This window comes from Kribbella sp. NBC_01505 (assembly GCF_045040285.1).
GTDB lineage: Bacteria > Actinomycetota > Actinomycetes > Propionibacteriales > Kribbellaceae > Kribbella.
Genome location: NZ_CP109425.1, coordinates 6,506,150 through 6,531,952 on the forward strand (window position 1 = coordinate 6,506,150; position 25,803 = coordinate 6,531,952).

Sequence of the window (25,803 nt, forward strand, 5' to 3'; positions counted from 1 at the left end):
ACTAAAGTTAGGAAAGTTTCCTAATCATTGCGGATGATCATGACGCGCGGTCCGCGGCTGGTCAATATCGGTGACCGATGTTTTTAGCTGCTCGCTCATGACCAGGAAGGCGCCGAGGCCGTGGAAGTCGTTCGTGGCCCGCTCCCGGTCGATGTAGTACTTGTAGTCGCCGACGTTGGTCCCGATGCTGATGTCCTTCAGATTGGTCCGCCCGTCGCTGCCGAGCGAGATCTTGGCCAGCACGCCTTGATAGCCCTGATCAGCGACTGCCTTGTACGACGCGGCGACATACCCGCGCTGCACCGCCCGGGAGATGACGAAGGTGTACATCGACGAGCAGGAGGTCTCGGTCCAGTTGTCGGCCCGGCTGCCCTTGTCGACGACCTGGAACCACCGTCCGGTCTTGGGGTCCTGATACTGCGCGTACCCGGCCACCAGCTTCCGCAGTACGTCGATCAGCTCGGCCCGCCGCGGCTGGTTCGCCGGAACGGCTTCGAGTACGTCGATGACCGCCATCCCGTACCAGCCCTCGGCCCGGCACCAGACCTCCGGCGCCAGCCCGGTCTTCGGATCCGCCCAGGTCTGGGCGCGCGCCTCGTCGTACGCGTGCCTTAGTAGGCCGTTGGGGCGTTGCAGGTGGCTCGCGTAGGTCAGCAGCTGATCAACTGTCTCCTTACTCGTGTACGTCGAGTCGCCGAACTCGCGGCCGTACTCCGCGAGGAACGGGTCGACCATGAACACGCCGTCGCCCCAGAGCTGGTGTTGCCGGCTAGTGGCGTGCCAGAAGCCGCCGTCGGCCGTGCGCGGGTAGCTGTTGAGCCGGGTGCGGATCTTGGTCGCCGCTACCTGGTAGCGGTTGTCGCCGGTCTCATGGTGCAGCAGAACGAGCAGGCGGCCGGAGAGCATGCTGTCGAGGTTGTTGAAGCTGTTGTTGATATTGCCGTTGGAGTCCACGAACCTGTCGACCCAGGACTTGATGTAGGCCAGGTACTTCGGGTCATGCGTCCGTTGGTAGACCAGGTACTGCCCGTAGAGGTAGAGGCCGACCGGATAGGACCAGCCACCGATCGTCGTCGGCTTGTAGCGCGACATGGTCGAGTCGACCATCGCCACCGACCAGTCCGGCGGTGTGACGCGGTACAGCACAGTGCCGTGTGCTGGGACTGAGGCGCTGATCGCACCTGAGGTCGTCCGGCTTGCCTTGCTCCACAGGTCTTTCAGCGTGTACGACGAAGATCCACCGAGGCCGAGTGCTGCCGCAGTGGTCGAGATGGTGGCGGCGGACGTCGTCTCGTTGGACAGGGCGACTGCGCGGTCGCCGTTGGCCAGAGTCTTGCCGTAGACAACCAATCCGCCTGACGAGCTGACCACAGTGGCCTGGCGGCCCAGCGTGTCCTGGTCGATCGCGATCACGTCGTGGTTGGTCAGGATGTCGAAGGTCTCGGCCGAGGCCTTGCGCAGATCGGTGCCGATCAGCAGGGGAGCGGACATCATCGCCCACAGGCTCAGGTGCGTGCGGTACTCGGTCGCTGTCATGCCGCCATTGCCGACTTCGAGCATGTCCGGGTCGTTCCAGTGCCCCGGTCCGGCGTACTCGGCCAGGACGCGATTGGCCTGAGCCTTGCCGATCATGCTGTTCCAGTTGTCGCTGATGTCACCCGTGGTGCGCCACAGGTTGCCCACGTCCTTGCCCCACTGCCACACCCGCGGCGGACCGGTGCGGCCCCACTCGCAGATCGAGTAGGTGATCGGGCGGCCAGTGTTGAGCAGTGCGTCCCGCATGGCCTTGTAGCGCTGCTGAGCGTCCACACCCTGGTTGTTGCAGTTGTCGTACTTGAGGTAGTCGACACCCCAGGAGGCGAACAGGTTCGCGTCCTGCTGCTCGTGCCCGAGTCCGCCGGGGAAGCCTGCGGTGTTGCAGGTCTTGGTCCCGGCGCTGGTGTAGATGCCGAACTTGAGCCCCTTGCCGTGCACGTAGTCCGCGAGGCTCTTGATGCCGTTCGGAAAGCGCGCCGGGTCCGGGACCAGGTTGCCTTGGGCGTTGCGCTGGGGGAGCGCCCAGCAGTCGTCGATGTTGACGTACTGGTAGCCGGCGTCCTTGAGGCCGTGGCTGACGAACAGGTCGGCGATGCTCTTGATCATCGCCTCGTTGAACGTGGTGGAGCACTTGGTCGAGTTCCAGTTGTTGAAGCCCATCGGAGGCGTCAGCGCCAGACCGTTGTCCAGTAAGGGTTTCGGGCAGTTCGACGAGGAGTCCGTCGCCTTCACTCGCAGGTCGCCGGGTGCGCAGTACCCGGCCACAGTCTGGAAGCCCAGGTCGAACGGACTCGCCGTACCGCGCTGTGCGTCGAAGTCGGTCAGTCCGACGTCAGCGGAGTTGTTGGCGATCACTGCGGGCCGACCGTCGTTCTTGCTGAACCGCACTGAGCTGTTGGTGAAGTGAACGCCCTCCACCTGGCGCGCATACCACCCGTACGACGGTCTGGTGCCGATGCTGTTCGGGTTGTAGTTGCCGGGGTCATTGGTCGGTACGCCGGTACTCATGGTCCCGTTGCCGCCCGGAACGGTCAGGTGCACGTTGTCGAAGGTGATATCGCGGATCCGGTGCCCTGACTCGCCCCACAGCGTCGGGCTGTACGCCGTACCCCGGGAGCCGTCGTACGAGCCGGTGACGTTCTGGTAGGTGATGTTGCTGATCGAACCGACCCCCGGGTTGTCGCCGCAGCGTTTCCGGGTGCCGACCTTCTGCATGATGTGCCCGCGGGTGCCGGTCATGGTGATGTCGCGGTAGTGCACGTCGGAGATGTTGCTGCCGTCCATCGAGACCAGTCCGAGGCCGGACTTGCTCGCACCGGTGATCTTGATCCGCTCGAAGGCGTAGTCGGTGAAGTCGCCGCAGGTCTCCGAGCCGAACATCAGTGCGTTGCAGCAGCCGGCCGACAGCTCGGAGTCGGAGACCCGGACGTGGCCGTTGTCGATCGTGCGGCCCAGTGCCCAGTCGCTCTTGAAGGAGAGCGCGTCGTCGTTCGCGGCGATCTTCGCGTGCGTGATCGTCACGTTCTTCGCGTTGATCACGTTCCAGCCGTCGCGGTTGTCGGCGGTCTCGATCCGCAGGTTGTCCGAGCTGATGTTGTCGCAGCCGTTGGTGAGCATCGCGAAGTGTCCGCCGCGGCGCAGCCGGATGCCGTCCACCCGGAGTCCGGTGCAGCGGGTGAGCGAGATGATCTTGTCCGCCTCGCCGGCTTTGGGGTTGCCGGTGATCAGGTGCCCGCCGCCGTCGATCGTGCCGGTGCCCGTGAAGGCGATGTCGGTGAGCTGGTCACCCCACAGCATCGCGTTGTGGAAGTGGCTGTGCCCGTAGTCCTGGTAGTCGTCGTTCGGATTCGGCTCGGCCGCGTCGTAGGTGTCGTTGCTCGCGCCGAGGATGGTCGCGCCGGAGTCGAGCTGGTAGGTGATCTTGCTCTTCAGATGGATCGAGTTGGCGCTCTTGTAGGTGCCGGACGGGAAGCGGACCGTGCCGCCACCTGCATTGGCCGCCGCGGTGATGGCCTTGTTGATCGCCGCAGTGTCGTTGGCGTTGCCATCGCCCTTGGCTCCGTAGTTCTTCACGTTGAACTCGGCAACGGCTGCTGGCCGAGCGGATTGGGGGTACGACGTACCGACCCAGGTCTCGTCGATGCGCAGGCGCTTGTACCGGGTGGTGTCGCTGGAGGCGGCGTGGGTGTTGCGCACCTCCAGCCGGAGGTAGCGCGTAGTGGTCGCGGGGAGGTCGATGAACGCGACTCCGCGGCGGCTGGGCAGAGTGCCGGTCTTGATCGGCGATCCCCAGTTTGTGCCGTCCGTGCTGGCGTAGACGCGGTAGTCCTTGATACGTGCGGACTGTTCGGTCGCCGAACGCGCGTAGGCGACGGAGTCCTCGCGCTGGTTGATCCCGAGGTACCGCACTGGCTTGGCTGAGCCGAGGTCGTAGCGCAGCGAGACCGGAGTGGTCTTGTTGGTGTACCAGAAGGTCAGATAGCTGCCGTCCGCCGCGGCAGGTGCGCTCGTCGTCGCCCGGAGGGTGCCTTCGCGGCCATCGGTCTCCACCTTGAAGACGGTGTCGTACGGGTTCCAGTTGGCGATGCCGGTCAGGGTGAGGACACCGGATGCCTGCGTGTGCGGGATCACCGCACCCGTCCGGAGATCGGTCACCCGAGCGACCCGGTAGCCGTTGTCGCGGATCCGCAGGGTGTTCGTCGACGGCCGGGTGAGGACGTGGATGTACTGCTCGTCGGGGTTGGTGCGGCTGATCGTGGTGACGCCGTGCGCGCCGTCGTTCCAGAAGCCGGGCTGCAGACCGCCGTACGCGTAACCGCCGCCTTCGGTGCCGTTGAGGGCCGGCCAAATCGGCTGCAGAAATTTGTCAAGAAGGTTGTTAAAACTCTCCTGTCGAGGGGGAAAGCGGCCGTTGACCATCGCCGTCTCGGCCATCAGCGCCTTGATTGACGACCCGGCGTTGCTGACCAGCCGGCCGATCGTCAGCTTCGGATCGACGGCCGGGTCGGAGCCGCCGTACCACCAGGCTCCGGTCGACGGGAGCTTGAAGTCGGCCTCGATCAGCCGCGGCGCCGCGGTGTAGACGGCCTGCGGATAGTCGTAGTCCGGGGACATGCCGGTCTTCTGCTCGTTGCTGATCATGTCCATGATCGGCGTGTCCTCGTTGTTGTTGCTCAGCGTGTACGACGGCCGCTCGCGCCGGATCCGCTCGTACAGGCCGTTGCGTTCCCAGTACGCGTTGTCGTTGTCGATCCAGAAGCCGCCGAGGTCGGGGTAGCGCTGCATCACCTCGACGAAGTTGTCGTAGCTGAACTCGCCGAAGCCGTCCCGCGTGGTCAGGTCGACGGAGTGACCCTTGTACTTCGAATAGGCGGCGGAATCGAGCCAGTCCTTGCCCGCGGGTAGTCCCTCGGCATGCCATTGCGGGTCGTCGGTCATGTAGAGGACGACCTTCAGGCCCTTCGCGGACGCGGCGTCGATGGTCTCGCGGACGAGGTCGCGGCCGGTGTGGCAGCTGCCGGGGATGTTGCTCGGCCACGGTCGTGCGTAGCCGAGCCGGCTGTGGAAGGTGGCCAGTACCAGGTACTGCGTGTGCAGCTTCTGGGCTTCGCGGACCCAGTACGCCGGGTCCCAGCCGCCGGATTTCACGGCGCTCTCCCAGGCGCTGCAACTGGTGTAGCCGGGGGAGGTTCGCATCCCCCAGTGCAGGAACAGCCCGCCGACCGAGTCGCGGAGGAACTGCTGCCGGGGGTGCTGCACCTCGGCGTTGGCCGCAGGGAGCGCGACCAGTGAGGTGATGAGGACGAAGAGGGAAAGGAATGCCGCCAGGGCGCGGCGCAGTACCTGTGCACGCATCTCGAGCTCCAAAACCGGGGGCGGTCGGATTTGGTTAGGAAGGTTTCCTAATCACCACTGATGATGACCCTCGGTGGTGGTGCGGTCAAGATGCGTGATGGCGAAATATGTTCTATTCCGTCGGAAGGTGAGTGTCTTCCTCGGCCTTCTCGGTAGCGCTGCCGACACCTGACGGCGCGGCGGAGCCCGGGTCGCGGGTGGTCAGGTTGCCGATCCGCAGCACCTCGCCGTTCCGGACGTACCAGGTGGTGCCGTCCTCGCCGCGCAGCGTGGTGATCCGCAGGCCGACCGCCAGCACGGTGCCGGTCGCCTTCTCCATGTCGATCAGGTCGCCGACGCCGTACTGGTCCTCGAAGATCATGAAGACACCGGCCAGGAAGTCCTTGATCAGCGTCTGGGCGCCGAAGCCGAGCGCGACGCCGAGGATGCTGCCGGTGGCGAGCACCGGCAGGATGTCGAAGCCGAGCTCGGCCAGCAGCATCACCACGAGGACCGCGGTGAGCACGATCGTCACCACGCTGCTCAGCAGTGAAGCGATCGTTTCGGCGCGCTGAGCCCGGCGCTCGGTGGCGAGGTTGTTCTCGACGAAGTCCTGGCCGAGCTTCGACTTCGACAGCACGCCGGCGACCGTGCCGTTGCCGGTCCGGCGGGCGAACCGCCGGATGGCCTTGTGCAGGATCCAGCGCAGCACGAAGAAACCGATGACCAGCGCGATGATCCGCGCCGGGACCGTGATGATCTCGTCGGTCACTTCGAGTTTGCCGTCGTTGCCCCAGCGGAAGAACGTGGGGAGCTCCATCGGAACGGCATGCAGGGGGTGACTGACTGCGGACGTAAGGTAACTGGTCAGAATAAGCATCATCGCCGCCCGATCATAGTGACCGCTGACAAGGGAGAGACGATCGCATGCCCAGCCGCTTGGACGACGAGCTGCTCCGGCTCGTGAGCGCGGGCGTGCTGCGCCAGTACCAGGCGGAAGCGCTCCGTTCGGCGGCCGACGCCGAGGTCGACGCGGCCGTCGCCGCCCAGGAGCGGAGTCAACCGGAGCCTGCGCCGCCGCCGAAACCCCGCACCCCGCCGGCCGCGCCGCACTCGAATGCCTTGGTCGAAGTGCTCGGGTACGTCGGTGGCGCGCTGCTGCTCGGTGCCGTGGCGTTGCTCACGCTCGCCAACTGGGGCGAGATGGGCCGAGCGGCCCGAATCAGCACCGGGAGCGTCGCTGCGGTCGTCCTGCTCGGCTCAGCCGTCCTGCTGAAGCTCTTCCGGCGCCGGGACCAGCTCGCCTCCGCCTTGGCCTCGCTCGGCTGTTGTGTGGCCGGTTTTGCCACGTACGTCGCGATCGAGGGTGAGACGGGTCGAGTCGTCGGGGTGGCTGTCGCGCTCACGCTGGCCGGTCTCGGACTGTGGTGGCTGGCGGGGTCGTCGTTGCTGGTGGCAACGTTCGGCATCCTGGCCGTGGGTGTCCTGGTGCTCACCGCCGACGTCCTGACCCCGGATGACGGCTCGGCCACGAACTCGGCCGGGATCGCCGGGACCGGGTTCATCCTGGTCGCCTTCGCGCTGGCGATGCTCGGACTGGTCCGCGATCAGCCGACTGCCTGGTCGCTGGCCGGGGCGGCGATGTTCAGCTCGTCGATCTGCTGGCTGATCCAGGAACGCGGCGAGATCATGGCGCTGGCCGTCGGAACCGCCGGTCCGGCCGCATTGCTGGTCGCCTACGGCCGTCGGCGCACCTCGGTGTACGCGGTGGTCGGATGCGCCATCCTGCTGGTCATCTGGCCGACCGCGCTCTACCAACTGACCGACAACGTCGCAGGGGTGGCAATCGGGCTGGTGGTGGCCAGTGTGGCGCTCCTCTTCGCCGTGCTCCTCCTGAGCAGACGACGACCAGCTAGCTAGGAGGGGGTCTGGGGGCTCCGCACCTACTGCGCTGCACTTGGCACGGCACCTCGCCGCACTGGCACAAAGTCCACGATGAACCCCGCATCGAGGACCTCGCCCCAGCACGCCGAGCTACCGCACCAAGCACATGCTCGCTACGGCGCGGACCCCCCAGACCCCCTCTACGGCGCTGCGTTACGCACCAGCGGCCTTGATGCGGCAGACTCGCTGAGGTGACTGCTCCCACCCCGGCCCTTGTCGAGCTAGCGGTTGCCCATGGTGTGGCGACGGAGTACTGGAACTGGCAAGGCGAGCATGTGATCGTCTCCAGCGAGATTGTCTCCACTGTGCTCGCCGCGCTCGGTGTGGATGCGTCCACTCCGGAGAAGGCGGCCGAGGCGCTGGATGAGCACCAGCTGGCGCGCTGGCGTCGTACGTTGCCGGGGACTGTGGTGATGCGCGCGGGCTGGACGCCATGGTTCGCCGTGCACCTGCCGCACGGGTCCACGGCCGAGGTGTGGGTGGACCTGGAGGACGGTGGCCAGCGCCGGGACATCCCGCAGCAGGAGCACTGGGTCGAGCCGGAGTGGGTCGACGGCGTGCAGACCGGCGAGGCGACGTACCAGCTGCCTGGTGATCTGCCGCTCGGCTACCACCGGTTGTGTGCGCGGATCGGTAGCAGTCCGGAGATCTCGGTCGGCACTCTGATCGTCACGCCGAGCAAGCTGGAGCCGGAGAAGCTGAACCGCACCTGGGGTTGGGTGCTGCAGTTGTACTCCGTCCGCTCGCGGCGCTCCTGGGGCATCGGGGACCTGCACGACCTCGCGGACCTGGCTGCCTGGTCCGCCAACGACCTGGGTGCAGGGTTCGTGCTGATCAACCCCCTGCATGCGGCAGAGCTGGCCGGGCGGATGGAGCCCTCGCCGTACCTGCCGGCCTCGCGGCGGTTCGGGAACCCGATCTACCTGCGCATCGAGGACATCGACGAGTACGGCGATCTGGCACCGGCGGAGCGGGACCGCGTCCGGACGCTCAGCCTGCAGGCGCGGGCTTTGAGTGAGGATGCGAACGCTCTGGATCGTGACACGGTCTGGGCGGCCAAGCGGGAGGCCTTGCAGCTCCTGTTCGGAGTGCGGCCGTCGATAGGGCGCATCGCGGAGTACGGCGCCTACTGCGACCGGGAGAACCAGGGTCTGGTCGACTTCGCGACCTGGGCGGCGATCTCTGACGTTCACGGGCCCGAGTGCAGCAAGTGGCCGGAGGAGCTGCAGGACCCGACCAGTCCGGCCGTCACGGAGTTCCGGAACGAGAATCCGGACGCTGTGGAGTTCCACTGCTGGCTGCAGTGGCAGATGGACGATCAGCTCGCGCAGACCCAGGCCAGAGCCAAAGCAGCAGGCATGTCGCTGGGCATCGTGCATGACCTCGCAGTCGGCGTGCATCCGGATGGTGCGGACGCCTGGGCGCTGCAACACGTGCTGGCGCAGGGCATCCACGTCGGCGCACCGCCGGACGCGTTCAACCAGCAGGGTCAGGACTGGTCGCAGCCGCCTTGGCGGCCGGACGCACTGGCCGAGACTGGGTACGCCGCGTGGCGGGACCTCGTCCGAGCAGTCATGCGCCACGGCGGTGGACTCCGGATCGACCACATCCTCGGCATGTTCCGCCTCTGGTGGGTGACATCGCCGGAGCGGCCGACCGAGGGTACCTACGTGCGCTATGACCACGAAGCGCTGATCGGCATCCTCGTGCTGGAGGCCACCCGGGCCGGTGTGACGGTGGTGGGGGAGGACCTGGGGACAGTCGAGCCCTGGGTGCGTGACTACCTCACCGAACGCGGAGTCCTCGGTACGTCGGTGCTGTGGTTCGAGCGCGATGCAGATGGCAAGCCGCTCGCCCCTGAGCGCTGGCGCGAGCTGTGCCTGGCCACGGTCACCACACACGACCTGCCGCCGACCGCCGGCTACCTGGCCGGTGACCACGTCGAGCTGCGCAACCGACTCGGTCTACTGACTCGTCCGGTCGCTGAAGAGCTGGCCGTGGACGAGGCGGACCGGGATGCCTGGCTGACCGCACTGCGCGAGCGGCACCTGCTCCGCTACACCGATGGTGACGTCGAACGCATCGTGGAGGCGCTCCACCAGTACGTCGCGCACACCCCGTCGAAGCTGGTCGGTGTCGCGCTCACCGATGCCGTGGGTGAGCGGCGTACCCAGAACCAGCCGGGCACCACCGACGAGTACCCGAACTGGCGGGTCCCGCTGGGTGGCCCGGACGGCGAACCAGTTCTCGTTGAGGACCTACCGAACAATCTCCGCCTGCGCCGGCTGATCGGTGCTCTGACAATCTAACTTTTCTGCCTTTCCGTGATTCTGTGGTCACGAGTTGTTGACAATAGATTTGAAGAGTTGTTTTCTATTGGTCACCACGAAGGCGCCTTCCTTCACTGTCACCGCCCCCACAGTTGAAGGAGTTTTTCATGCTCCGATCACGCAAAGTCAGCATGGCCGGGATCGCCGTCGGCGCCCTGGCCCTCACCTGCACCACGATGGTTCCGGTGGCCTACGGTCACGGCTACACGACGTCCCCGATCAGTCGCGCGAAGAACTGCCAGAGCGGCGTCGTGCAGAACTGCGGCCAGATCCAGTGGGAGCCGCAGAGCGTCGAGGGCCCGAAGGGATTCCCGTCCGCCGGCCCGGCGGACGGGAAACTCTGCTCGGCAGGCCTGCAGCAGTTCGACCAGCTGAACGCGACCAGGCAGCCGAACGGGCAGGCCTGGCCCTCGACCCAGCTGACGATGGGTGCCAACTTCACCTTCAGCTGGACCTTCACGGCCTCGCATGCGACCACCGACTTCAAGTACTACATGACGAAGGCGGGCTGGAACGGGAGTCACGCCCTCACGCGGGGCGACCTCGAGTTGACGCCGTTCCTGACCGTCCCTTACAACAACCAGCGGCCGCCCAGTTCGCTCTCGCACTCGGGCCGCCTGCCGAGCCGCTCCGGACCGCACATGATCCTGGCGGTCTGGACCATCGCGGACACGGCGAACGCCTTCTACCAGTGTTCGGATGTTCGTTTCTAATTCAAGTTGAGGTTTGGTAAATAACTTTCCTGGGCATTGCACTCCTTGAAATAACCGCCCCTATTTCAAGGAGTGTCCCCATGAAGGCTTTACTCCGTCGTGTCCTCGTTCCCGTGGTCGCTGTCGTGGCCGGTCTGCTGCCCGCCGTCGTGGTGGTCGAGCAGGCGTCCGCGGTGACCAAGATGACGCATTCCCAGGCCGCCGGCATCTTCAGCGCGGCCGGGCTCACCTGGTCGTCCACCGGCAACTGCTCGGACTGGAACAACGGCAGCTGCACGTCGTTCACCAACATCAACGACACCACCGTGTACGGCGTTCGCACGCTCAAGCAGTCGAGTGGCTGTGCCGTGAACATCACCGGCGGTACCGAGGTCGGCCACGCCGGCGGGACCTACAGCCACCGCAACGGCTACAAGGTCGACATCTCGGTCTACACCTGCGTCAGCAACTACATCCGCAACACCTTCACGCGGATCGCCGACCGCGGTGACGGCGCTCAGCAGTGGCGCTCCGGTGCGGGCAACATCTACGCCAACGAGGGCAACCACTGGGACATCACCTACTACAACTGCGGCGGCTGCTGAGACTCGCGCCCGTCCCGGGTGAGGCCCCGGGACGGGCACGGCCGGTGGAGTACTAGGCTGCGGGTGTGATTGCTGAGCTGTCCGGCCACACGGTCTTGGTGTTCGTCGGCATTCCTCTGTTGGTGGTCGCGGTGCTGGCGCTGCTGGTGTTCGCGTCGTCGATCGCGAGCGGGCCGCGGTACCGGCCGGGGTTGTCCTGGTGGGCGCCGCCGGTCTGGATCAACGGACCGACCGCGACGAAGCCCGACCCTGCCAACCTGCCCGAGCTGCCCGCCGCGCCGGGGACCCTCGCGACCGCCGGTGCCGGCGTCGCCCGTTCGACCGGAGGCGCAAGTGCCAGTTGGTGACGCGTTCACGCCCGACCAGCTCTACGACATCGAGCGCGCGGTCCGGCACGCCGAGGAGGCGTCCGGCCTGCACTTCTCCGTGTACGTCGGCGGTGCGGACTCCGAGACCCGTCCGTTCGCCATCGAGCTGCTGAACGAGCTCGAGGACCCGGACCACACCGTCCTGGTGTACGTCGATCCCGCCGGCCGCCGGCTGGAGATCGTCACCGGCGAGCAGGCCAAGCGGCAGCTGTCGGACACCGCGGCCGGGCTGGCGGCGCTGACGATGCAGACGTCGTTCGCCACCGGTGACCTCACCGGCGGTCTGGTGACCGGCGTACAGCAGCTGGGCTCGAACGCGCACCAGGCACCCCTGCTGCACGCCAACGAGCCGCACAAGCAGTGACCCGGGCCCTTCAGCCGCAGCGCCTGGAGCTGGACGACTTCGTACTGCGTCCGTTCGTTCCCTCCGACGAGGAGGCGGTGGCTGAAGCGCTGCGGGACCCTGGTGTCCTGCGCTGGACCGCGGGGGGTGCGGTGATCGGCTCCCCGGCGGATCAGCGGGCCCAGCGCTGGCTGGAGCCGCGCCTGAACGCCTGGGCGCACGGCAACGCAGTGTTTGCCGTAGCGGACCGGGTGACTGATCGAGTGGTCGGCAATGTCGCCCTGCGGGATGTGCACCGGATCCCGGACCAGGCTGTCGCCGCGTACTGGGTCCACCCGGCTGCCCGGGGCCGAGCGCTCGGAGCTCGGGCGCTGGACGCAGCGGCCCGCTGGGCCTTCGAACCGGACGGTCTGGGGCTGCACCGCATCTCCCTCGACCATTCACTGATCAACGAGGGGTCCTGCCGGGTCGCCGTCCGGGCAGGCTTCCAGCTCGAAGGCGTCATGCGCGACTACTACGTCGAGCTGAGCGGCAAGCGGCACGACTCCCACCTGCACGCGCGGCTGGCGACCGATCAGCCTGCTGGTTCGTAGGTCGGGCAGGCCGGGCTGCTGTAGGCGCGCTGCGTCCGCGGCGCCGCGCACAGGTTGAGCATCTCGGCGGATGACACCCCGGGGCCGAGGTAAACGATCCAGGTGCCGAGCAGCGCCTCGCCTGAGCTGTTGGCAATGCCTGGGTACTGGCCGTCGACCAGCATGGCCTTCGCAGGGACGCCTGCGGCGGCGATCTTGGCCGCTGTGGCCTTCGCCGCCCCTCCCGCGTCCAGTCCGCTGTCGGAGGTGTACCTCTCGAGCACCGCGATCCACTGCCCGTTCTTGAAGGTGGGTGAGGACGGACCGGTGTCAGCGGGTGCCGTGGTTGTCGGCTTCGCGGCCGACCGACTGGCCGGCGGCTTCCGATCGGCCTTCGACGCGACCGACGGGTGCGCGCTCGGCGTCGGCGTGGACGCCGGGCTGTCCGGTACGGCGGCCGCCCGGACGGTGTCGTCGCCCGTGGGCTCGGATCCGCCCTTGGTCAGGATGAAGGCGGACACGGTGGCGATCGCGGCGGTCGCCACAATGGCGGCACCGACCGCGCTGCGCGAACGCTGCGGCTGTCGCTTCCGGCGATGTGATGTCACGGTAAAGGACCCCTCCCCAGGTCTCTGTGCGTGAGCCTAAACCGATCCCGGCCGGAAATGAGTGTTCTTCAGGTGGCGAGAATCTCCTTCTGGACAAGGGAATCGCAGTCCGCGCATGCCTGTTCACCGTGTGCCGACCAGCAATCGTTTGATGGCTACGGGTCGCGTTCGCGCTACCACTGTCCGGGTCCGCGGGCGATGGTTGGGGCGATGGTGGGGACGACGATGTCAGGTGCCGCTAGGGATCCCGTTGGGGTTCGGCTGCGGGCGTGTGTCGAGCGCGTCCTCCAGCCAGGCGTCCACATCGACGCCACCGCTCAGAATGTGCGTGACGTACGCCGTCTGTTCGTGGCCGAGGACCTCCAACTCCCACACGGAAGGCGCGACGCCGGTGGGCACCGGACGCAGGTCGTCCACGTCGAGACCGCTGAACCTGCTCAGCCGGGACTGGTAGTCCTTCGTCCAGCTGTGCACCACCAGGTAGGCGCCGTCGTCGCTCAGATGCAGTACGGCGACCGCCAGGCCGACTGAACCCATCGCATCATCGAAGTCGAGCTGCCTGCTCGCTGCGGTGCGAGCGAATCCGACCATCTGGTCGTCCCACTGCCGACCGCGCGCCGTGACGATGTACGGCTTCACCAGCCGATGTGGATCACGCCAGGGGAGTAGTGGGGTGACAGGACGTGGGCGGTACGCCTCAGCGAGTCCAGTCAGCGCTACAGCGGCTGCACCGGCCAGGGCGGGGTCAGAAGCAGGCATCTGCTCTGTTCTACCCCGGCCGGGTGCAGCTTGTCGCCCTAGCTTGCGTCGCGGACCTGTGCGGCGATGGCGCGGGTCAGGTCGGCCTGGGCCTCGGAGACGTAGCGGCGGGTCGGGGCGTCGACGGTCGTCGACTCCGCGGCCAGCCAGTCGGTGAGAGCGTCCAGGGCCGGCTGCTCCGCCAGGTTGCGCGGGGACAGGTAAACCAGCACGTTCTCGCCCATCGACGAACCGAGCCGGGTGTAGACGTCCTTGGCCGCGGTCAGGTACTTCTCGACGTACGGGCGGAGCAGGTCCTCCTGGCCGGGCTGCTGGAAGCCGAGGATGGTCCGGAACTGCGTCTCGTTCGGGGTGTCCCCGGACTCGACCGCGATCTGCCAGGCCTCTTCCTTGGCCTCCGCCGTCGGCCGCGCCGCGCGGGCCTGAGCGGCCCGCTCGCCACCGGTGATGGTGGTGTCGCGGGTGAGCTCGTCCTCGATCTCGTCGGCACCGATCCGGCCCAGCCGGGCGAGTGCGACGATCAGAGTCCAGCGCAGGTCGGTGTCGACGGCCAGATCGGCGGGCAGCTCGCGCCCGTCCAGCCACGCGGCCAGCCGATCCGCACCGGCGTCGGAGAAGACCGCACTGGTGTAGGCCCGAACGAAGGCGAGCTGGTGGTCGCTACCCGCCTCGGCACCATCGACCAGGCTCGCGAGCGCCTCCTCGAACTGGCCCCGCAGCGCGGTCCGCTTCTCCGGAGCCGCGTACAGGTTGATCGCACTGGTTACCTGGGACAGCAGCGAGCGCACACCGGTCAGGTCGCTCTCGGTGCGGATCCCGCGCAGCACCATGTCGACGTACTGGCTGGCCGGCATCTCGGCGTCCCGGGTCATGTCCCAGGCCGCACCCCAGGCGAGCGCACGCGGCAGCGACTCGGACAGCTGGTCGATCGACTCGACCAGAGTGGCGCGGGAGCGCTCGTCCAGCCGGATCTTCGCGTAGGTGAGGTCGTCGTCGTTCAGCAGCACGAGATCCGGCTGCGTCGCGCCGACAAGCTCGGACAGCTCGGTCCGGGCGCCGTCGATGTCCACCTCGAACCGGTCCGTGCGGACCAGGCCCTCGTCGGTCCGGCTGTACAGGCCGACGGCCAGCCGGTGCGGACGCAGTACAGGGAACGCCTCGATCGCAGTCTGCTCTATCGCGAACGACGTGAACTTGCCGTCGGTGTCCACCGCGAAGTCCGCCCGCAGCGTGTTCACACCAGCGGTGCGCAGCCAGCGCTCGGTCCAGTCGTCGAGGTCGCGGCCGGAGGCCTTCTCGAGCGGCTTGAGCAGATCGGTCAGCTCGGTGTTGCCGAACGCGTGATCGGCGAAGTACTCCTTCAGTGCGGTGATGAAGGTGTCCTCACCGACGAACGCCACCAGCTGCCGCAGCGTGGATGCGCCCTTGGCGTAGGTGATGCCGTCGAAGTTCACCTCGACCGCGTGGAAGTCGACCATGTCGGCCGCGATCGGGTGCGTAGAGGGCAGCTGGTCCTGCCGGTAGGCCCAGTTCTTCCGGGCGTTGCAGAACGTCGTCCAGGCACCGGCGTACTTCGTGGTGGCCGTCGCCTGCGCCCAGTGCGAGGCCCACTCGGCGAAGGACTCGTTCAGCCACAGGTCGTCCCACCAGGTCATCGTGACCAGGTCGCCGAACCACATGTGCGCCAGCTCGTGCAGCACGGTGTTGGCGCGGCTCTCGAGCTCCGCGTGCGTGGTGCGGCTGCGGTAGATGTACTCGTCCCGGATCGTCACACAGCCGGCGTTCTCCATCGCGCCCATGTTGTACTCCGGCACGAACGCCTGGTCGTACTTGTGGAACGGGTACGGAACCCCGAAGGCCTTCTCGAACAGCTCGAAGCCCTGCTTGGTGACCTCGAACAGGTCATCGGCGTCCAGCGCGTCCTTGAGCGACGGACGGCAGAGCAGCGACAGCGGGTACGTCCCGTTCGGACCCTCGTAGGAGTCGGTCACCACGTGGTACGGACCGGCCACCACAGCGGTGATGTACGTCGACATCCGCTCGGTCGGCGCGAACTCCCAGCGCGCGAACTCCTCGCCGCTCGGACCGGCGAACGTCGTCGGCTCGGGCGTGGGGGAGTTCGAGATGACGACCCAGCGGGCCGGCGCGGAGACGGTGAAAGTGAAAGCGGCCTTGAGGTCCGGCTGCTCGAAGGTGGTGAACACCCGGCGGGCGTCCGGCACCTCGAACTGCGTGTAGAGGTAGGTCTCCTTGTCGGCCGGGTCGACCGAGCGGTGCAGTCCCTCACCGGTGCGCGAGTACAGACAGTCCGCGACCACGCGCAGAACGTTGCCGGCGGCCAGACCGTCCAGCTGGATGCGGGCGCCGTCGTACACCGTGTCGGGGTCGAGCGACCGGCCGTTCAGCGTGATCTCGCGGACCTTGTCCGCGATCAGATCGGCGAACGTGCTCGCGCCGTCGGTGGCCGTGAAGGTGAGCGTGGTCACGGACGGATACGTCGGCGTTCCACTCGGGGCGTTGGTCAGATCCAGCTCGATGGCGTAGCTGACATCGCTGACCACACCGGCACGGGTACGCGCCTCATCGCGCGTCAGGTTGGTTCCAGGCATATCGGCATCCTATGCACCTGACCGCCGCCTTGGATGCGGGTTTCCCCGCGACATCCATCGATGGATACCAAGCCGGTACCTCTGTTCTTTCAATTTTGTATGATCGAGAACATGACTGCCTCCGCCGATTTCTGGTTCGACCCGGCCTGCCCCTGGGCCTGGATGACGTCCCGCTGGATGCTCGAGGTCGAGCAGGTCCGCGACGTGACGACGACCTGGCACGTGATGAGCCTCGCCGTCCTGAACGAAGAACGAGACGTTCACGACGCCAACTGGCACCGCAAACTCGGCTATGTCCGGGTGCTGATCGCCGCCGAGCAGGCGCACGGCAACGAGGTGCTGCTGCCGCTGTACACCGCGCTCGGCCGCCGGATCCACAACGAGGGTCGCGGCACCAAGGACGAGCAGATCCTGCCCGAGGCGCTGACCGAGGCCGGTCTGCCGGCCTCGCTGCTCGAAGCCTTCGGCGACGACCGGTACGACGAGGCGCTGCGCAAGTCGCACCACGCCGGGATGGACCAGGTCGGGATGGAGGTCGGTACGCCGGTCATCTCGGTCGCGGGCACCGCGTTCTTCGGGCCGGTTGTTACACCTGCGCCGAAAGGTGAGGCCGCGGGCAAGCTCTGGGACGGCGTCCTGCTCGTCGCCGGCACCGACGGCTTCTTCGAAATCAAGCGCAGCCGTGACCGCGAGCCGATCTTCGAATGATTGCCCGGTGCCCGAAAAGATGATTCGGTCTGTGGTTCAAGGCTTGAACTGAGCGTGCCCTGGCGGTGAAGGTTGCTCACCAACGGGAATTCTTCAAGTGGTGAGTAGGTATCACATGACGTTACGTGACGAGCGCACCGAGCTCGATGTCGTCCCCGCCGGTGTGACCGCCGGTATCGCCGTGTTCGACCGCCAGGCCGGGCTGTTCGTGCAGCAGTCCAACGCCGATCACCGGTTTCGCTCCGCCTCGGTGGTGAAGCTGCTGATCGTCCTCGACCTGCTCTGGGACCGCGGCCCGACGTACACCGTCGAGCCCGCGGACCGGGCCCGGCTCGAGGTGATGCTGCGCAGTAGCGACGACGACGCGGCGAGTCACTACTGGGACCACAACGGGGGCGCGGCCATCGTCGAGCGGATGGTGCGGCGGCTGGGCCTGACGCACACGGACGGCCCGCCGGCCACGCACCCGGGGTTCTGGGGCTACGTGGCGATCACCGCCGCCGACACGGTCCGGATCTATCGATACATACTCGATCACGCACCGTCGCCGGTCCGCCGCTACGTGATGGACCTGCTGCACGAGCCGACGCGGTACGGAACCGACGGCTTCGACCAGTACTTCGGGATCGCGTCCGTCTTCGATCCTGATTTCAGCATCAAGCAGGGCTGGTCCGGATTCTTCGGTTCGAGCGGCTACGGAAGCGACCGGTCTAAGCCGGTGGATACCCTGGATCTGGTCAGTGACGCACTGCACACCACCGGGACCGTCGGGAAGGACGACCGGTGCATCGTGTCCGTCTACACGTTGCATCCGCGCGGCACGCGGTACGGGAAGGCGTACACCGATGTGACCCGGCTGACCCGGTCGCTGATCGTTCCGGGTGGAGTGCGGACCAGTGGGAGCTGGCTGGTCACCACCGGCGAGGGAGTGCGGGTCCGGACGGCTCCGAACACCTCCTGCGGAGTGCTGGGCATGCTGCCGGCCGGAGTCGAGGTTCTGGTCAGTGGGCAGAAGCAGGGCGAGCTCATCGACGCACCGCCGCGCTCCAGCGACTGGTGGGCCTATCTGCCCAAGTACGGCGGCTATGTGACCACCGTGTACGTCGGGTCGGGTGCACCCAAGCTGCCTGGCGTTCCGGTGTATCAGTAGATTGCAGTCCATGCGAGTGCACATCGGCTCTGACCATGCCGGCTTCGAGCTCAAGAATCACCTGGTGCAGCACCTCACTGCTGCCGGACACGACGTCGTCGACCACGGTCCGGCCGTGTACGACGCGGTGGACGACTACCCGCCGTACTGTCTGCGTGCCGGTGTCGGGGTCGTCGGCGACCCGGGCAGCCTGGGCATCGTGATCGGTGGCTCCGGCAACGGGGAGCAGATCGCGGCGAACAAGGTGAAGGGTGTCCGGGCGGTACTGGCCTGGAGCACCGACACCGCCAAGCTGGGGCGCGAGCACAACAACGCGAACGTCATCAGTGTCGGGGCGCGGATGCACTCGACCGAAGAGGCGACCGGGTTCGTGGAGACGTTCCTGGCCACCGACTACTCCGGCGAGGAGCGGCACACCCGCCGGCTCGACATGGTGAGTGCCTACGAGTCGACGGGCGAGCTCCCGCCGGTCTGATCGCCGGTCTGATCGTTGGCGGGCGCTGCCGGCGGCCGATTCTCCGGCGGCTGTGCTCCGCGGCGTTTGAACGGCTCACGCGGCCGGGAGACGTCGCGGGCCCGCATCGACCGGCCGACGCCCACCACGGCCGGTGTGGACGGTCCGGACCGGCCTTTCGGCGTACCACCTGCAATCCCCATAAGAGGAATCATGCCTGAAGGCCACACTCTGCACCGGCTGGCGAACGACGTCTGGGATGCGTTCGGCGGTCGGCCGGTCCGAGCGAGCAGTCCGCAGGGGCGGTTCGTCGACGGTGCCGCACTGCTCGACGGTCGCGTACTGCGGCACACCGAGGCCCACGGCAAGCACTTCCTCGCCGACTTCGAGGGAGCGGGCTGGCTGCACATCCACCTCGGTCTGATCGGCAAGGTCGGCTTCGGTACGGCGCCGGTGCCGCTACCGGTCGGACAGGTTCGCCTGCGGCTTCAGAACGAGACGGCGTACGCCGATCTGCGCGGTGCGACCGTCTGCGAGGTGATGACCGACGGCGAACGCGAGGTGCTGATCGGACGGCTCGGTCCGGACCCACTGCGCGATGACGCCGACCCGGAGCTCGCGTGGAAGCGGATCCATCGCAGCAAGCTGCCGATCGGGCAACTGCTGATGGACCAGGAGGTGCTGAGCGGTGTCGGCAACGTCTACCGCGCCGAGGTGCTGTTCCGCGCCAAGCTGCACCCGCTGACCCGCGGCCAGGTGGTCAAGAAGCGTGAGTGGCAAGGCATGTGGGACGACCTGCTCGAGCTGATGAAGTACGGCGTCGAGACCGGCCGGATCGACACCGTTGCCGACGACCACACTCCGGAGGCGATGGGCCGCGACCCACGTCAGGACGACCACGGTGGCGAGGTCTACGTCTACCGCCGGCAGGGCCAGCGCTGCCATGTCTGCCACTCGGTGATCCGCACCGAGATCCTGGCCCAGCGCAACCTTTTCTGGTGCCCCAAGTGCCAGCGCACCGGCCTCACCCGCAGATAGTCTGAACAGTTATCAAGTTTTTTGGTGCACGGACCTATGAGTGCCGTTATCTTCTTCACAGCATGATCAGAAGCGGCGGACGCGCTGTAATACGACGAGTCGGCCGCCTGGTCGTCGCGTTGGTCAGACGCGCCCGTCGTTTGCACCCGCTGGCAGCAGTCGCGTTGCTGTCGCTGACCATCCTGATCGCGTCGGCAAGTGCGGCCTGGCCGACGTATGTTCCGACCTCCGGCGTCGTCATACCGCTGCTGCTGGGTGGGCTTGTGCTGGGCTTCCGGCAACTGGTTGTGCTCACGTTGCTGACCTTGATGATCGCGTCGTTCGTGCTCGTCGCGCGGCAGCAACCGACACCGACGACCGGGTTCGTGCTGGTACTCGGCACGATCGGCTGGATCGTCATCGCGGGTGCGAAGGTTCGCAACCAGCTCGGGGTGCCGGGCACGCGCGGCGAGTCGATGCTGATGGAGCTGCGCGACACGTTGACCGCCCAGGGCGAGCTGCCGCCGCTGCCGGGCGGCTGGCGGGCCGAGGTGGCGATCCGCTCGGCAGGCAAGTCGAAGTTCTCCGGAGACTTCGTGGTCTCGACCGAACGTGACAACGTTCTCGAGGTCGCTCTGGTCGACGTCTCGGGCAAGGGCGTCGACGCCGGGACCCGGGCCCTGCTGCTGTCCGGTGCGTTCGGCGGGCTGCTCGGCGTCGTACCGGTCGAGGACTTCCTGCCGGCGGCCAATCGGTATCTGCGGCGGCAGAACTGGGAGGACGACTTCGCGACCGTCGTCCATGTCGCGGTCCAACTGGGGTCCGGGGAGTTCTGTGTCCGGACGGCCGGGCATCCGCCGGCGATCCAGTTCGACGCGTGGTCGGGGCGGTGGGGGACCCGGGATGCGGACGGGCCGTTGCTCGGGTTGATGGAGACGCCGGAGTTCGCGCCGAACCACGGCGTACTGAAGCCGGGCGACGCGCTGTTCCTCTACAGCGACGGCATGGTCGAGACGCCGCGCCGAGACATCGGGCGCGGTACCGACCGGCTCGCCGGAGCCGCGGAACGCCTGGTGGCACAGGGCTTCCAGGGCGGTGCGGCCGAGCTGGTCGCCGCGGCCGGCGGACCGGGCGACGACTCGGCGATCGTGATCATCCACCGCCTCGAGCACTCCTAGCCCGGTTTCGGGCCCGGTATGGCGTAGCCTGCTCCGTCGTGATGGATGCTGCTGATCGGAGTGCGCCGGACGTCTCGTTCGACGACCTGGTCGCGATGATGCCGGACGAGCTGCGGGAGGCCTTCCCGCCGGCCAGGTGGCAGCTCGAGAAGCTGTGGGCCCTCGACCTCAAGGTCGAGCCGGTCGAGGTCGCCGACCTGGTCTGGATGTTCGAGCTGCCGCTGTGGCAGCTCGACGGGGAACGCTTCAAGGTGACGCCGAACCAGGTCGCCGAGACGCCGATGAACTACCGCCCGCACTACCAGCGGGTGATGGACGCGGACCTCGACTTCCCGATCAATCTGGTCGCCTACCGCGGCCGCCTGGTCGTGCTGGACGGCGTGCACCGCCTGCTGAAGGCGCATTTCCTGCGCCGCCGCTGGATCGAGGCGACGATCGCCACGGCGACGCAACTACAGTCGTGTGCGCCCTGACGTCGTACCGTGATTGTGGATGTTGATGTGTCACCATTAGCATGGGTGCTATGACCACCAATGACGAATACGTCCCGAGCACCTCAGACTTCGCGCGCGGCCACGTCGAGCAGATCCTCGAGGCCGGCAGCACCGACGTCGCCGACGTGATGGGCCTCAAGGTCGTCGTGCTGACGATGACCGGCGCCAAGTCCGGCAAGATCCGCAAGACCCCGGTGATGCGGGTCGAGCACGACGGTGTGTACGCCGCGGTCGCCTCGCTCGGCGGCGCCCCGAAGAACCCGGTCTGGTACTACAACCTCAAGGCCGACCCGAACGTGAACCTGCTCGACGGTGACGTCGCCAAGGACTACGTGGCCCGCGAGATCGAGGGCGCGGAGTACGACGAGTGGTGGGTGCGCTCGGTCGCCGCCTACCCGCCGTACGAGGAGTACCAGACCAAGACCGACCGGAAGATCCCGCTGTTCCTGCTCGAGCCGGTCGCGTAGTTCACCGCGTTCACCGGGTGGTCACCGGCGTGTGTGCACAGCCGGTGACAAGGTCAGGACCTGCACTGTGAGACGCTGGCGGCGGCCGGGTCGTATCGACCCGGTCCGGCGCACTGCGCCGACTTTTGGGCCGTCCGAATTCTGGGAGTCGTCCTGACCACACACGACGCGGTGCGGGAGCCGTTCGTCGGGTCGACGCGGTTGCGTCTGGCCGGATTCGCGCTGCACGCCTATACCGCGAGCGGAACCGTGCTCGCGCTGCTGATCGTCATCGCGGCGATCGACGGCGACGCCGTCCGGGCCCTCTGGCTCGGGCTGGCCGCGCTCTTCATCGACGGCACCGACGGGATGCTCGCGCGCCGGCTGCGGGTCAAGGAGACGATCCCGTGGTTCGACGGCGCGATGCTCGACAACATCGTCGACTACCTGACGTATGCGTTCGCGCCGATCGTGCTGCTGTGGACCGGGCACTACCTGCCCGGCGGCGGCTGGGGCGCCGTACTGGCCGCCCTGCCGTTGCTCGCGTCGAGCTACCAGTTCTGCCGCACCGACGCGAAGACCGACGACCACTTCTTCCTCGGGTTCCCGAGCTACTGGAACGTGGTCGCCTTCTACGTGGTGATCCTCGGCCTCAGCCCGACCACCACCGGCCTGATCCTGGTGATCTGCTCGATCCTGGTCTTCGTCCCGGTCAAGTACGTCTACCCGTCGCGGACCAAGGTGTTCCGGTCGCTGAACCTGCTCACGACCGCGATCTGGATGGCGTCGTACGCCGTCCTGCTGGCCCAGATGCCGAACCCGAACCCGATCGTGGTCGCGATCTCGCTGGCCTACCTGCTGTACTACGGGGCGCTCAGTCTGTACCTGACGTTCTGGGTGCCGCGCCGCAAGGCCGGCTGACTTGACGCTCGGTCTCGGTCTCGGTGCGGCCCTCGCCGCCGCCGTCCTGTTCGGTATCGCGTCGATCCTGCAGGCCGTCGGCTCCCGCAAGGTGCCGACGGAGTCCGAGTTCGACCCGCGACGCTTCGGCGCCTTCGTGGTCGCCTTGCTGCGGCAGCCCACCTTCCTCGGCGCGCTGGCGCTCCAGCTGGCCGGCTTCGGGCTGCACTTCGTCGCGCTTCGGTTGCTGCCGCTCTACCTGGCCCAGGCCGGGATCGCGGTCAGCCTGGTCGTCACCGCCCTGCTCGCCACCCGGTTGATGTCGGATCATCTGAGCCTCGCGGAGTGGTCCGCGGTGATCGGAGTGGTCGTCGGGCTCGGCCTGTTGGCGGTGTCGGCTGGCGACGCCGGCCCGAACGTGCAGCACCACGGCCTGACCATCGGAGTCGTCGTCGGTCTGATCGCGATCGCCGTCCTCGGCGCGCTCGCCAGTCGCTCCCAGCACGGCCTCGCCACCGCGATGCTGGGCATGCTTGCAGGACTTGGGTACGCCGGTGTCGCGATCTCCGCGCGTCTGCTGCAAGACGGTTCGATCGGCGAACTGCTCCGCAGCCCCACGGCGTACACGCTGCCTTTGAGTGGTGCCCTGGCCTTCATCCTCTACTCGCTGGCCCTCCAGCGCGGCTCGGTCACCCTCGCCACCACCCCGATGATCGCGCTCCAGACCATCACCCCGGCAGTCGTTGGCGTCGTCGTACTGTCCGACGCCGTCCGCGCCGGCTGGTGGCCGCTGGCTCTGCTCGGCTTCGCTCTCTCGGCCGCCGGCTCCGTCATCCTGGTCCGCTTCGAATCGGTGAAGTAGGCAACTACGTAGTTTTCACCGACGCGGGGAGCGTTGGTGCTGCGGCAGTGTGGGTCGGGTTAGGAACCCAACTCAATGACGGAGCGAAGACTGATGATTCACCACATGGTTCGGTTTGCCTTCAAGGACGATGTGTCGGCGGCCGATCGGCAGCGCGTTGCGGACGGCATGCGGCGGATCGGGGCGGAGGTGCCGGCCGTGCAGAGCTGCGCGGTGGGGCGCGATGTCGGCGCGGACTTCGACATGTCCGCGCAGTTCGTGCTCAAGGATGTCGCCGGGTTCCGGGAGCTCCTCGCTGCGCCGGCCCTGCACGAGGGGGAGCAGTTCGCGCGCCCGCTGATCGAGCGGGAGGTCGGGTTCGACCTGGTCGACGACGCGGATCCGGCCGTCGCTGACGAGCTCGCCGCGATCTACGCCGAGCTTTTCGGGAGCGTGTGACCGGGGTCACACTGAGCTTCTGACGGGCTGTGTCGTATTCGGGAGAGGCTGGTCGACGCAGTGATGTCAGCAGCAAATACTTGAAGGAGCACCTCTCATGCGCACTCTGATCACCGCCGCGTTCGTGTCCCTCGACGGCGTCGTCGACTCGCCCGGTGGCGAGCCGGGCTACCGGAACTCCGGCTGGACCTTCAAGGACATCGAGTTCGACGAGGCGGCCTACGAGCTCAAGGGACGCGAGCAGGAAGAGTCCAGCGCGATGATGCTCGGCCGGGTCAGCTACCAGGCGTTCTCCGCGGCCTGGCCGAGCCACCCCGAGTTCCCGAAGTACAACGCGATGCCGAAGTACGTCGTCTCGACCAGCCTGAAGGACGACGAGCTCGCCACCAACTGGGGTGACACCACCATCCTGCGGTCGCTGGACGACGTCGCCGCGCTGAAGGAGACCGAGGGTGGGCCCATCACCATCCACGGCAGCTCGACGCTGAACCAGAACCTCGCCGACGCCGGGCTGATCGACCAGTACAGCCTGCTGGTCTTCCCGGTCCTGCTCGGCGCCGGCAAGCGGCTGTTCAGCGGGAGCGACAAGGACAAGCAGAGCCTCGAGCTCGTCGACCAGGCCTCCTACTCGAACGGCATCCAGAAGCTCGTGTACGACGTCATCCGCTGAACCCCGCCTGGGTGGTGGCCCCTAGCGTTTGGGCCCTAGCGTTTGGGCCCTAGCGTTTGGGCCACTGCCAGGGCGGCTCGTCGAGCGGACGCTGGCCGGCGATCGAGGTGGCGCCCTGCTCCTTGACCAGCTCGATGGTGTGCAGGTCGTCGACCAAGGCACCCATCGAGACCTCGAAGGGCCGCGAGTGTGTCACCACGATCACCTGCGTCTCCTTCGCCGCGGTGACGACGAGATTCGCCAACGCGGGCAAGAGATCCGGATGCAGGCTGGTCTCGGGCTCGTTGAGCACCAGCAGCTCCGGCGGTCGCGGTGACAGCAACGCGGCCACCCAGAGCAGATACCTGAGCGTTCCGTCCGACAGCTCTGCTCCTTGTAGCGGTCGCAGCAATCCGTATTGCCGAAAGGCGATCTCGAAGCGGCCCGCGTTCTCGTGGATCTCGACACTGCTCCCCGGAAACGCCTGATCGACAGCCTCGGCCACCGCGCCCGACGGCCCGATCTCCAGGATCGTCTGCAACGCCGCAGCCAGGTCGGCGCCCTCCGGCCCGAGCACCGGCGTCCGCGTACCGATCTGCGCCTGCCGCGCCGGCGCATCGGCATCGGTCCGCAGATGGTCGTAGAACCGCCACGACCGCATCCGCTCCCGCACCTGCAACAGCTCCGGCGCCCGCTGCGGATCCGCGAACTGACTCAGCATGCTGTCGAACGTCTGCAGCTCCGGCCCGCCGCGCTCCCATCCACCGCTCTCGGCCCGGATCCGCACCTGACTGTTGCCCCGCTCAACCAGCAACGCCGCCGGCCGCAGGAACGGCCCGGCCCACAACGCCTCCCGCTTGATCTCCGGATCCCGCCCGAACATTCCGCCCGTCGGGATCGGCAACCCGAGATCCATCAGATAGCCGTAGTCGTCCGACGCGAACCCCATCCGCAACGTCACCGGCCCGCTCCGCGTCGTCCCCTGCGCCGCCCGGCCCTTCCGCACGAACTCCGGCCCCGCCCACAACGTCGACCCCAGCCCACCCTCCTTGGCCAGCGCCGCCACCGCCCCGTTCCGCGAAGCATCAGCCAGCAACCGCAGAGCGCGGTACAAACTCGACTTCCCCGTCCCGTTGGCCCCCGTCACCACGTTCAACCCCCGCAGAGGCATCACCACCCGCCGCAACGACCGATAGTTCTCCACCGCCAACGTCGTCAACATCCCGCCAACGTACAGACCCCCGCAGACACTCCTCGGCTCGACTGGACTGATTAGTATCACGAAGGATACTATCTTTGGTGTTAGT

At 67.2% G+C, this 25,803-nt stretch carries 25 protein-coding genes; 18 read left to right on the forward strand and 7 right to left on the reverse strand.

Annotated features, from left to right (window positions below; genetic code table 11):
- Positions 1–24: 24 nt before the first annotated feature.
- On the reverse strand, positions 25–5,391 hold the full coding sequence (locus OG474_RS30915; RefSeq protein ID WP_405057125.1) for a glycoside hydrolase family 88 protein: 5,367 nt from the start codon (positions 5,389–5,391) through the stop codon (positions 25–27).
- A 112-nt stretch (positions 5,392–5,503) separates the two neighbouring features.
- Positions 5,504–6,190 carry a mechanosensitive ion channel family protein gene (locus OG474_RS30920; RefSeq protein ID WP_405057126.1) on the reverse strand — a complete coding sequence of 229 codons (687 nt, stop codon included), beginning with the start codon at positions 6,188–6,190 and terminating at the stop codon, positions 5,504–5,506.
- Between the two features lie 107 nt (positions 6,191–6,297).
- Here OG474_RS30920 and OG474_RS30925 point away from each other — a divergent pair, with 107 nt between their 5' ends.
- The 7 genes from OG474_RS30925 (at position 6,298) to OG474_RS30955 (ending at position 12,245) form a co-directional block, all read left to right on the forward strand.
- On the forward strand, positions 6,298–7,290 hold the full coding sequence (locus OG474_RS30925) for a hypothetical protein (RefSeq protein WP_405057127.1): 993 nt from the start codon (positions 6,298–6,300) through the stop codon (positions 7,288–7,290).
- A 215-nt stretch (positions 7,291–7,505) separates the two neighbouring features.
- Entirely contained in the window at positions 7,506–9,623 is a 2,118-nt protein-coding gene (malQ, locus tag OG474_RS30930; RefSeq protein ID WP_405057128.1) for a 4-alpha-glucanotransferase, read from the forward strand.
- A 128-nt stretch (positions 9,624–9,751) separates the two neighbouring features.
- A complete protein-coding gene (locus tag OG474_RS30935; RefSeq protein ID WP_405057129.1) occupies positions 9,752–10,357 on the forward strand; it encodes a lytic polysaccharide monooxygenase in 606 nt (201 codons plus the stop codon).
- 80 nt (positions 10,358–10,437) lie between these two features.
- Positions 10,438–10,941, forward strand: a complete 504-nt coding sequence (locus OG474_RS30940) for a hypothetical protein (protein WP_405057130.1) — start codon at positions 10,438–10,440, stop codon at positions 10,939–10,941.
- Positions 10,942–11,006: 65 nt separating this feature from the next.
- Positions 11,007–11,288, forward strand: coding sequence for a hypothetical protein (locus OG474_RS30945; RefSeq protein WP_405057131.1), 282 nt, complete (start codon positions 11,007–11,009; stop codon positions 11,286–11,288).
- On the forward strand, positions 11,275–11,673 hold the full coding sequence (locus OG474_RS30950; RefSeq protein ID WP_405057132.1) for a DUF5130 family protein: 399 nt from the start codon (positions 11,275–11,277) through the stop codon (positions 11,671–11,673). Before OG474_RS30945 ends, OG474_RS30950 begins: the two co-directional genes overlap by 14 nt.
- Positions 11,670–12,245, forward strand: coding sequence for a GNAT family N-acetyltransferase (locus OG474_RS30955; RefSeq protein ID WP_405057133.1), 576 nt, complete (start codon positions 11,670–11,672; stop codon positions 12,243–12,245). Before OG474_RS30950 ends, OG474_RS30955 begins: the two co-directional genes overlap by 4 nt.
- On the opposite strand, the gene OG474_RS30960 is transcribed toward OG474_RS30955, so the two are convergent.
- From OG474_RS30960 to pepN, 3 genes are all read right to left on the reverse strand, one after another.
- Positions 12,227–12,832: a hypothetical protein gene (locus tag OG474_RS30960; protein ID WP_405057134.1), complete on the reverse strand. Its 606-nt coding sequence runs from the start codon at positions 12,830–12,832 to the stop codon at positions 12,227–12,229. The genes OG474_RS30955 and OG474_RS30960 overlap by 19 nt on opposite strands.
- A 228-nt stretch (positions 12,833–13,060) precedes the next feature.
- The gene (locus tag OG474_RS30965) at positions 13,061–13,591 is read right to left on the reverse strand and encodes a hypothetical protein (RefSeq protein ID WP_405057135.1); all 531 of its coding nucleotides are present in this window, start codon (positions 13,589–13,591) and stop codon (positions 13,061–13,063) included.
- Positions 13,592–13,629: 38 nt separating this feature from the next.
- Positions 13,630–16,200 (reverse strand): aminopeptidase N, encoded by a 2,571-nt coding sequence (gene pepN, locus OG474_RS30970; protein WP_405057136.1) that lies wholly within the window; start codon positions 16,198–16,200, stop codon positions 13,630–13,632.
- A 111-nt stretch (positions 16,201–16,311) separates the two neighbouring features.
- Here pepN and OG474_RS30975 point away from each other — a divergent pair, with 111 nt between their 5' ends.
- From OG474_RS30975 to OG474_RS30985, 3 genes are all read left to right on the forward strand, one after another.
- A complete protein-coding gene (locus OG474_RS30975; protein ID WP_405057137.1) occupies positions 16,312–16,908 on the forward strand; it encodes a DsbA family protein in 597 nt (198 codons plus the stop codon).
- Between the two features lie 115 nt (positions 16,909–17,023).
- On the forward strand, positions 17,024–18,058 hold the full coding sequence (locus OG474_RS30980; RefSeq protein WP_405057138.1) for a hypothetical protein: 1,035 nt from the start codon (positions 17,024–17,026) through the stop codon (positions 18,056–18,058).
- Between the two features lie 10 nt (positions 18,059–18,068).
- The gene (locus OG474_RS30985; protein WP_405057139.1) at positions 18,069–18,533 is read left to right on the forward strand and encodes a ribose-5-phosphate isomerase; all 465 of its coding nucleotides are present in this window, start codon (positions 18,069–18,071) and stop codon (positions 18,531–18,533) included.
- Here OG474_RS30985 and OG474_RS30990 read toward each other — a convergent pair.
- Entirely contained in the window at positions 18,500–18,715 is a 216-nt protein-coding gene (locus tag OG474_RS30990; protein WP_405057140.1) for a hypothetical protein, read from the reverse strand. The genes OG474_RS30985 and OG474_RS30990 overlap by 34 nt on opposite strands.
- Positions 18,716–18,725: 10 nt before the next feature.
- On the opposite strand from OG474_RS30990, the gene OG474_RS30995 reads away from it, so the two are divergent.
- The 8 genes from OG474_RS30995 to OG474_RS31030 all read left to right on the forward strand — a co-directional run bounded on the left by OG474_RS30995 (position 18,726) and on the right by OG474_RS31030 (position 24,517).
- Positions 18,726–19,550 (forward strand): Fpg/Nei family DNA glycosylase, encoded by an 825-nt coding sequence (locus tag OG474_RS30995; protein ID WP_405057141.1) that lies wholly within the window; start codon positions 18,726–18,728, stop codon positions 19,548–19,550.
- 62 nt (positions 19,551–19,612) lie between these two features.
- On the forward strand, positions 19,613–20,707 hold the full coding sequence (locus OG474_RS31000) for a PP2C family protein-serine/threonine phosphatase (protein ID WP_405057142.1): 1,095 nt from the start codon (positions 19,613–19,615) through the stop codon (positions 20,705–20,707).
- Positions 20,708–20,748: 41 nt separating this feature from the next.
- On the forward strand, positions 20,749–21,180 hold the full coding sequence (locus OG474_RS31005; protein ID WP_405064632.1) for a hypothetical protein: 432 nt from the start codon (positions 20,749–20,751) through the stop codon (positions 21,178–21,180).
- A 50-nt stretch (positions 21,181–21,230) separates the two neighbouring features.
- Positions 21,231–21,668 carry a nitroreductase family deazaflavin-dependent oxidoreductase gene (locus OG474_RS31010; RefSeq protein WP_405057143.1) on the forward strand — a complete coding sequence of 146 codons (438 nt, stop codon included), beginning with the start codon at positions 21,231–21,233 and terminating at the stop codon, positions 21,666–21,668.
- Positions 21,669–21,839: 171 nt separating this feature from the next.
- Positions 21,840–22,568, forward strand: a complete 729-nt coding sequence (locus tag OG474_RS31015) for a CDP-alcohol phosphatidyltransferase family protein (RefSeq protein ID WP_405057144.1) — start codon at positions 21,840–21,842, stop codon at positions 22,566–22,568.
- Position 22,569: 1 nt separating this feature from the next.
- Positions 22,570–23,409: a hypothetical protein gene (locus tag OG474_RS31020; RefSeq protein ID WP_405057145.1), complete on the forward strand. Its 840-nt coding sequence runs from the start codon at positions 22,570–22,572 to the stop codon at positions 23,407–23,409.
- A 105-nt stretch (positions 23,410–23,514) separates the two neighbouring features.
- Positions 23,515–23,847: a Dabb family protein gene (locus OG474_RS31025; RefSeq protein ID WP_405057146.1), complete on the forward strand. Its 333-nt coding sequence runs from the start codon at positions 23,515–23,517 to the stop codon at positions 23,845–23,847.
- 97 nt (positions 23,848–23,944) lie between these two features.
- Positions 23,945–24,517: a dihydrofolate reductase family protein gene (locus OG474_RS31030; RefSeq protein ID WP_405057147.1), complete on the forward strand. Its 573-nt coding sequence runs from the start codon at positions 23,945–23,947 to the stop codon at positions 24,515–24,517.
- A 49-nt stretch (positions 24,518–24,566) separates the two neighbouring features.
- Here the strand turns inward: OG474_RS31030 and OG474_RS31035 are convergent, their stop codons facing one another.
- Complete coding sequence (locus OG474_RS31035; RefSeq protein WP_405057148.1) at positions 24,567–25,718, reverse strand: AAA family ATPase; 1,152 nt, start codon at positions 25,716–25,718, stop codon at positions 24,567–24,569.
- Positions 25,719–25,803: the final 85 nt, after the last annotated feature.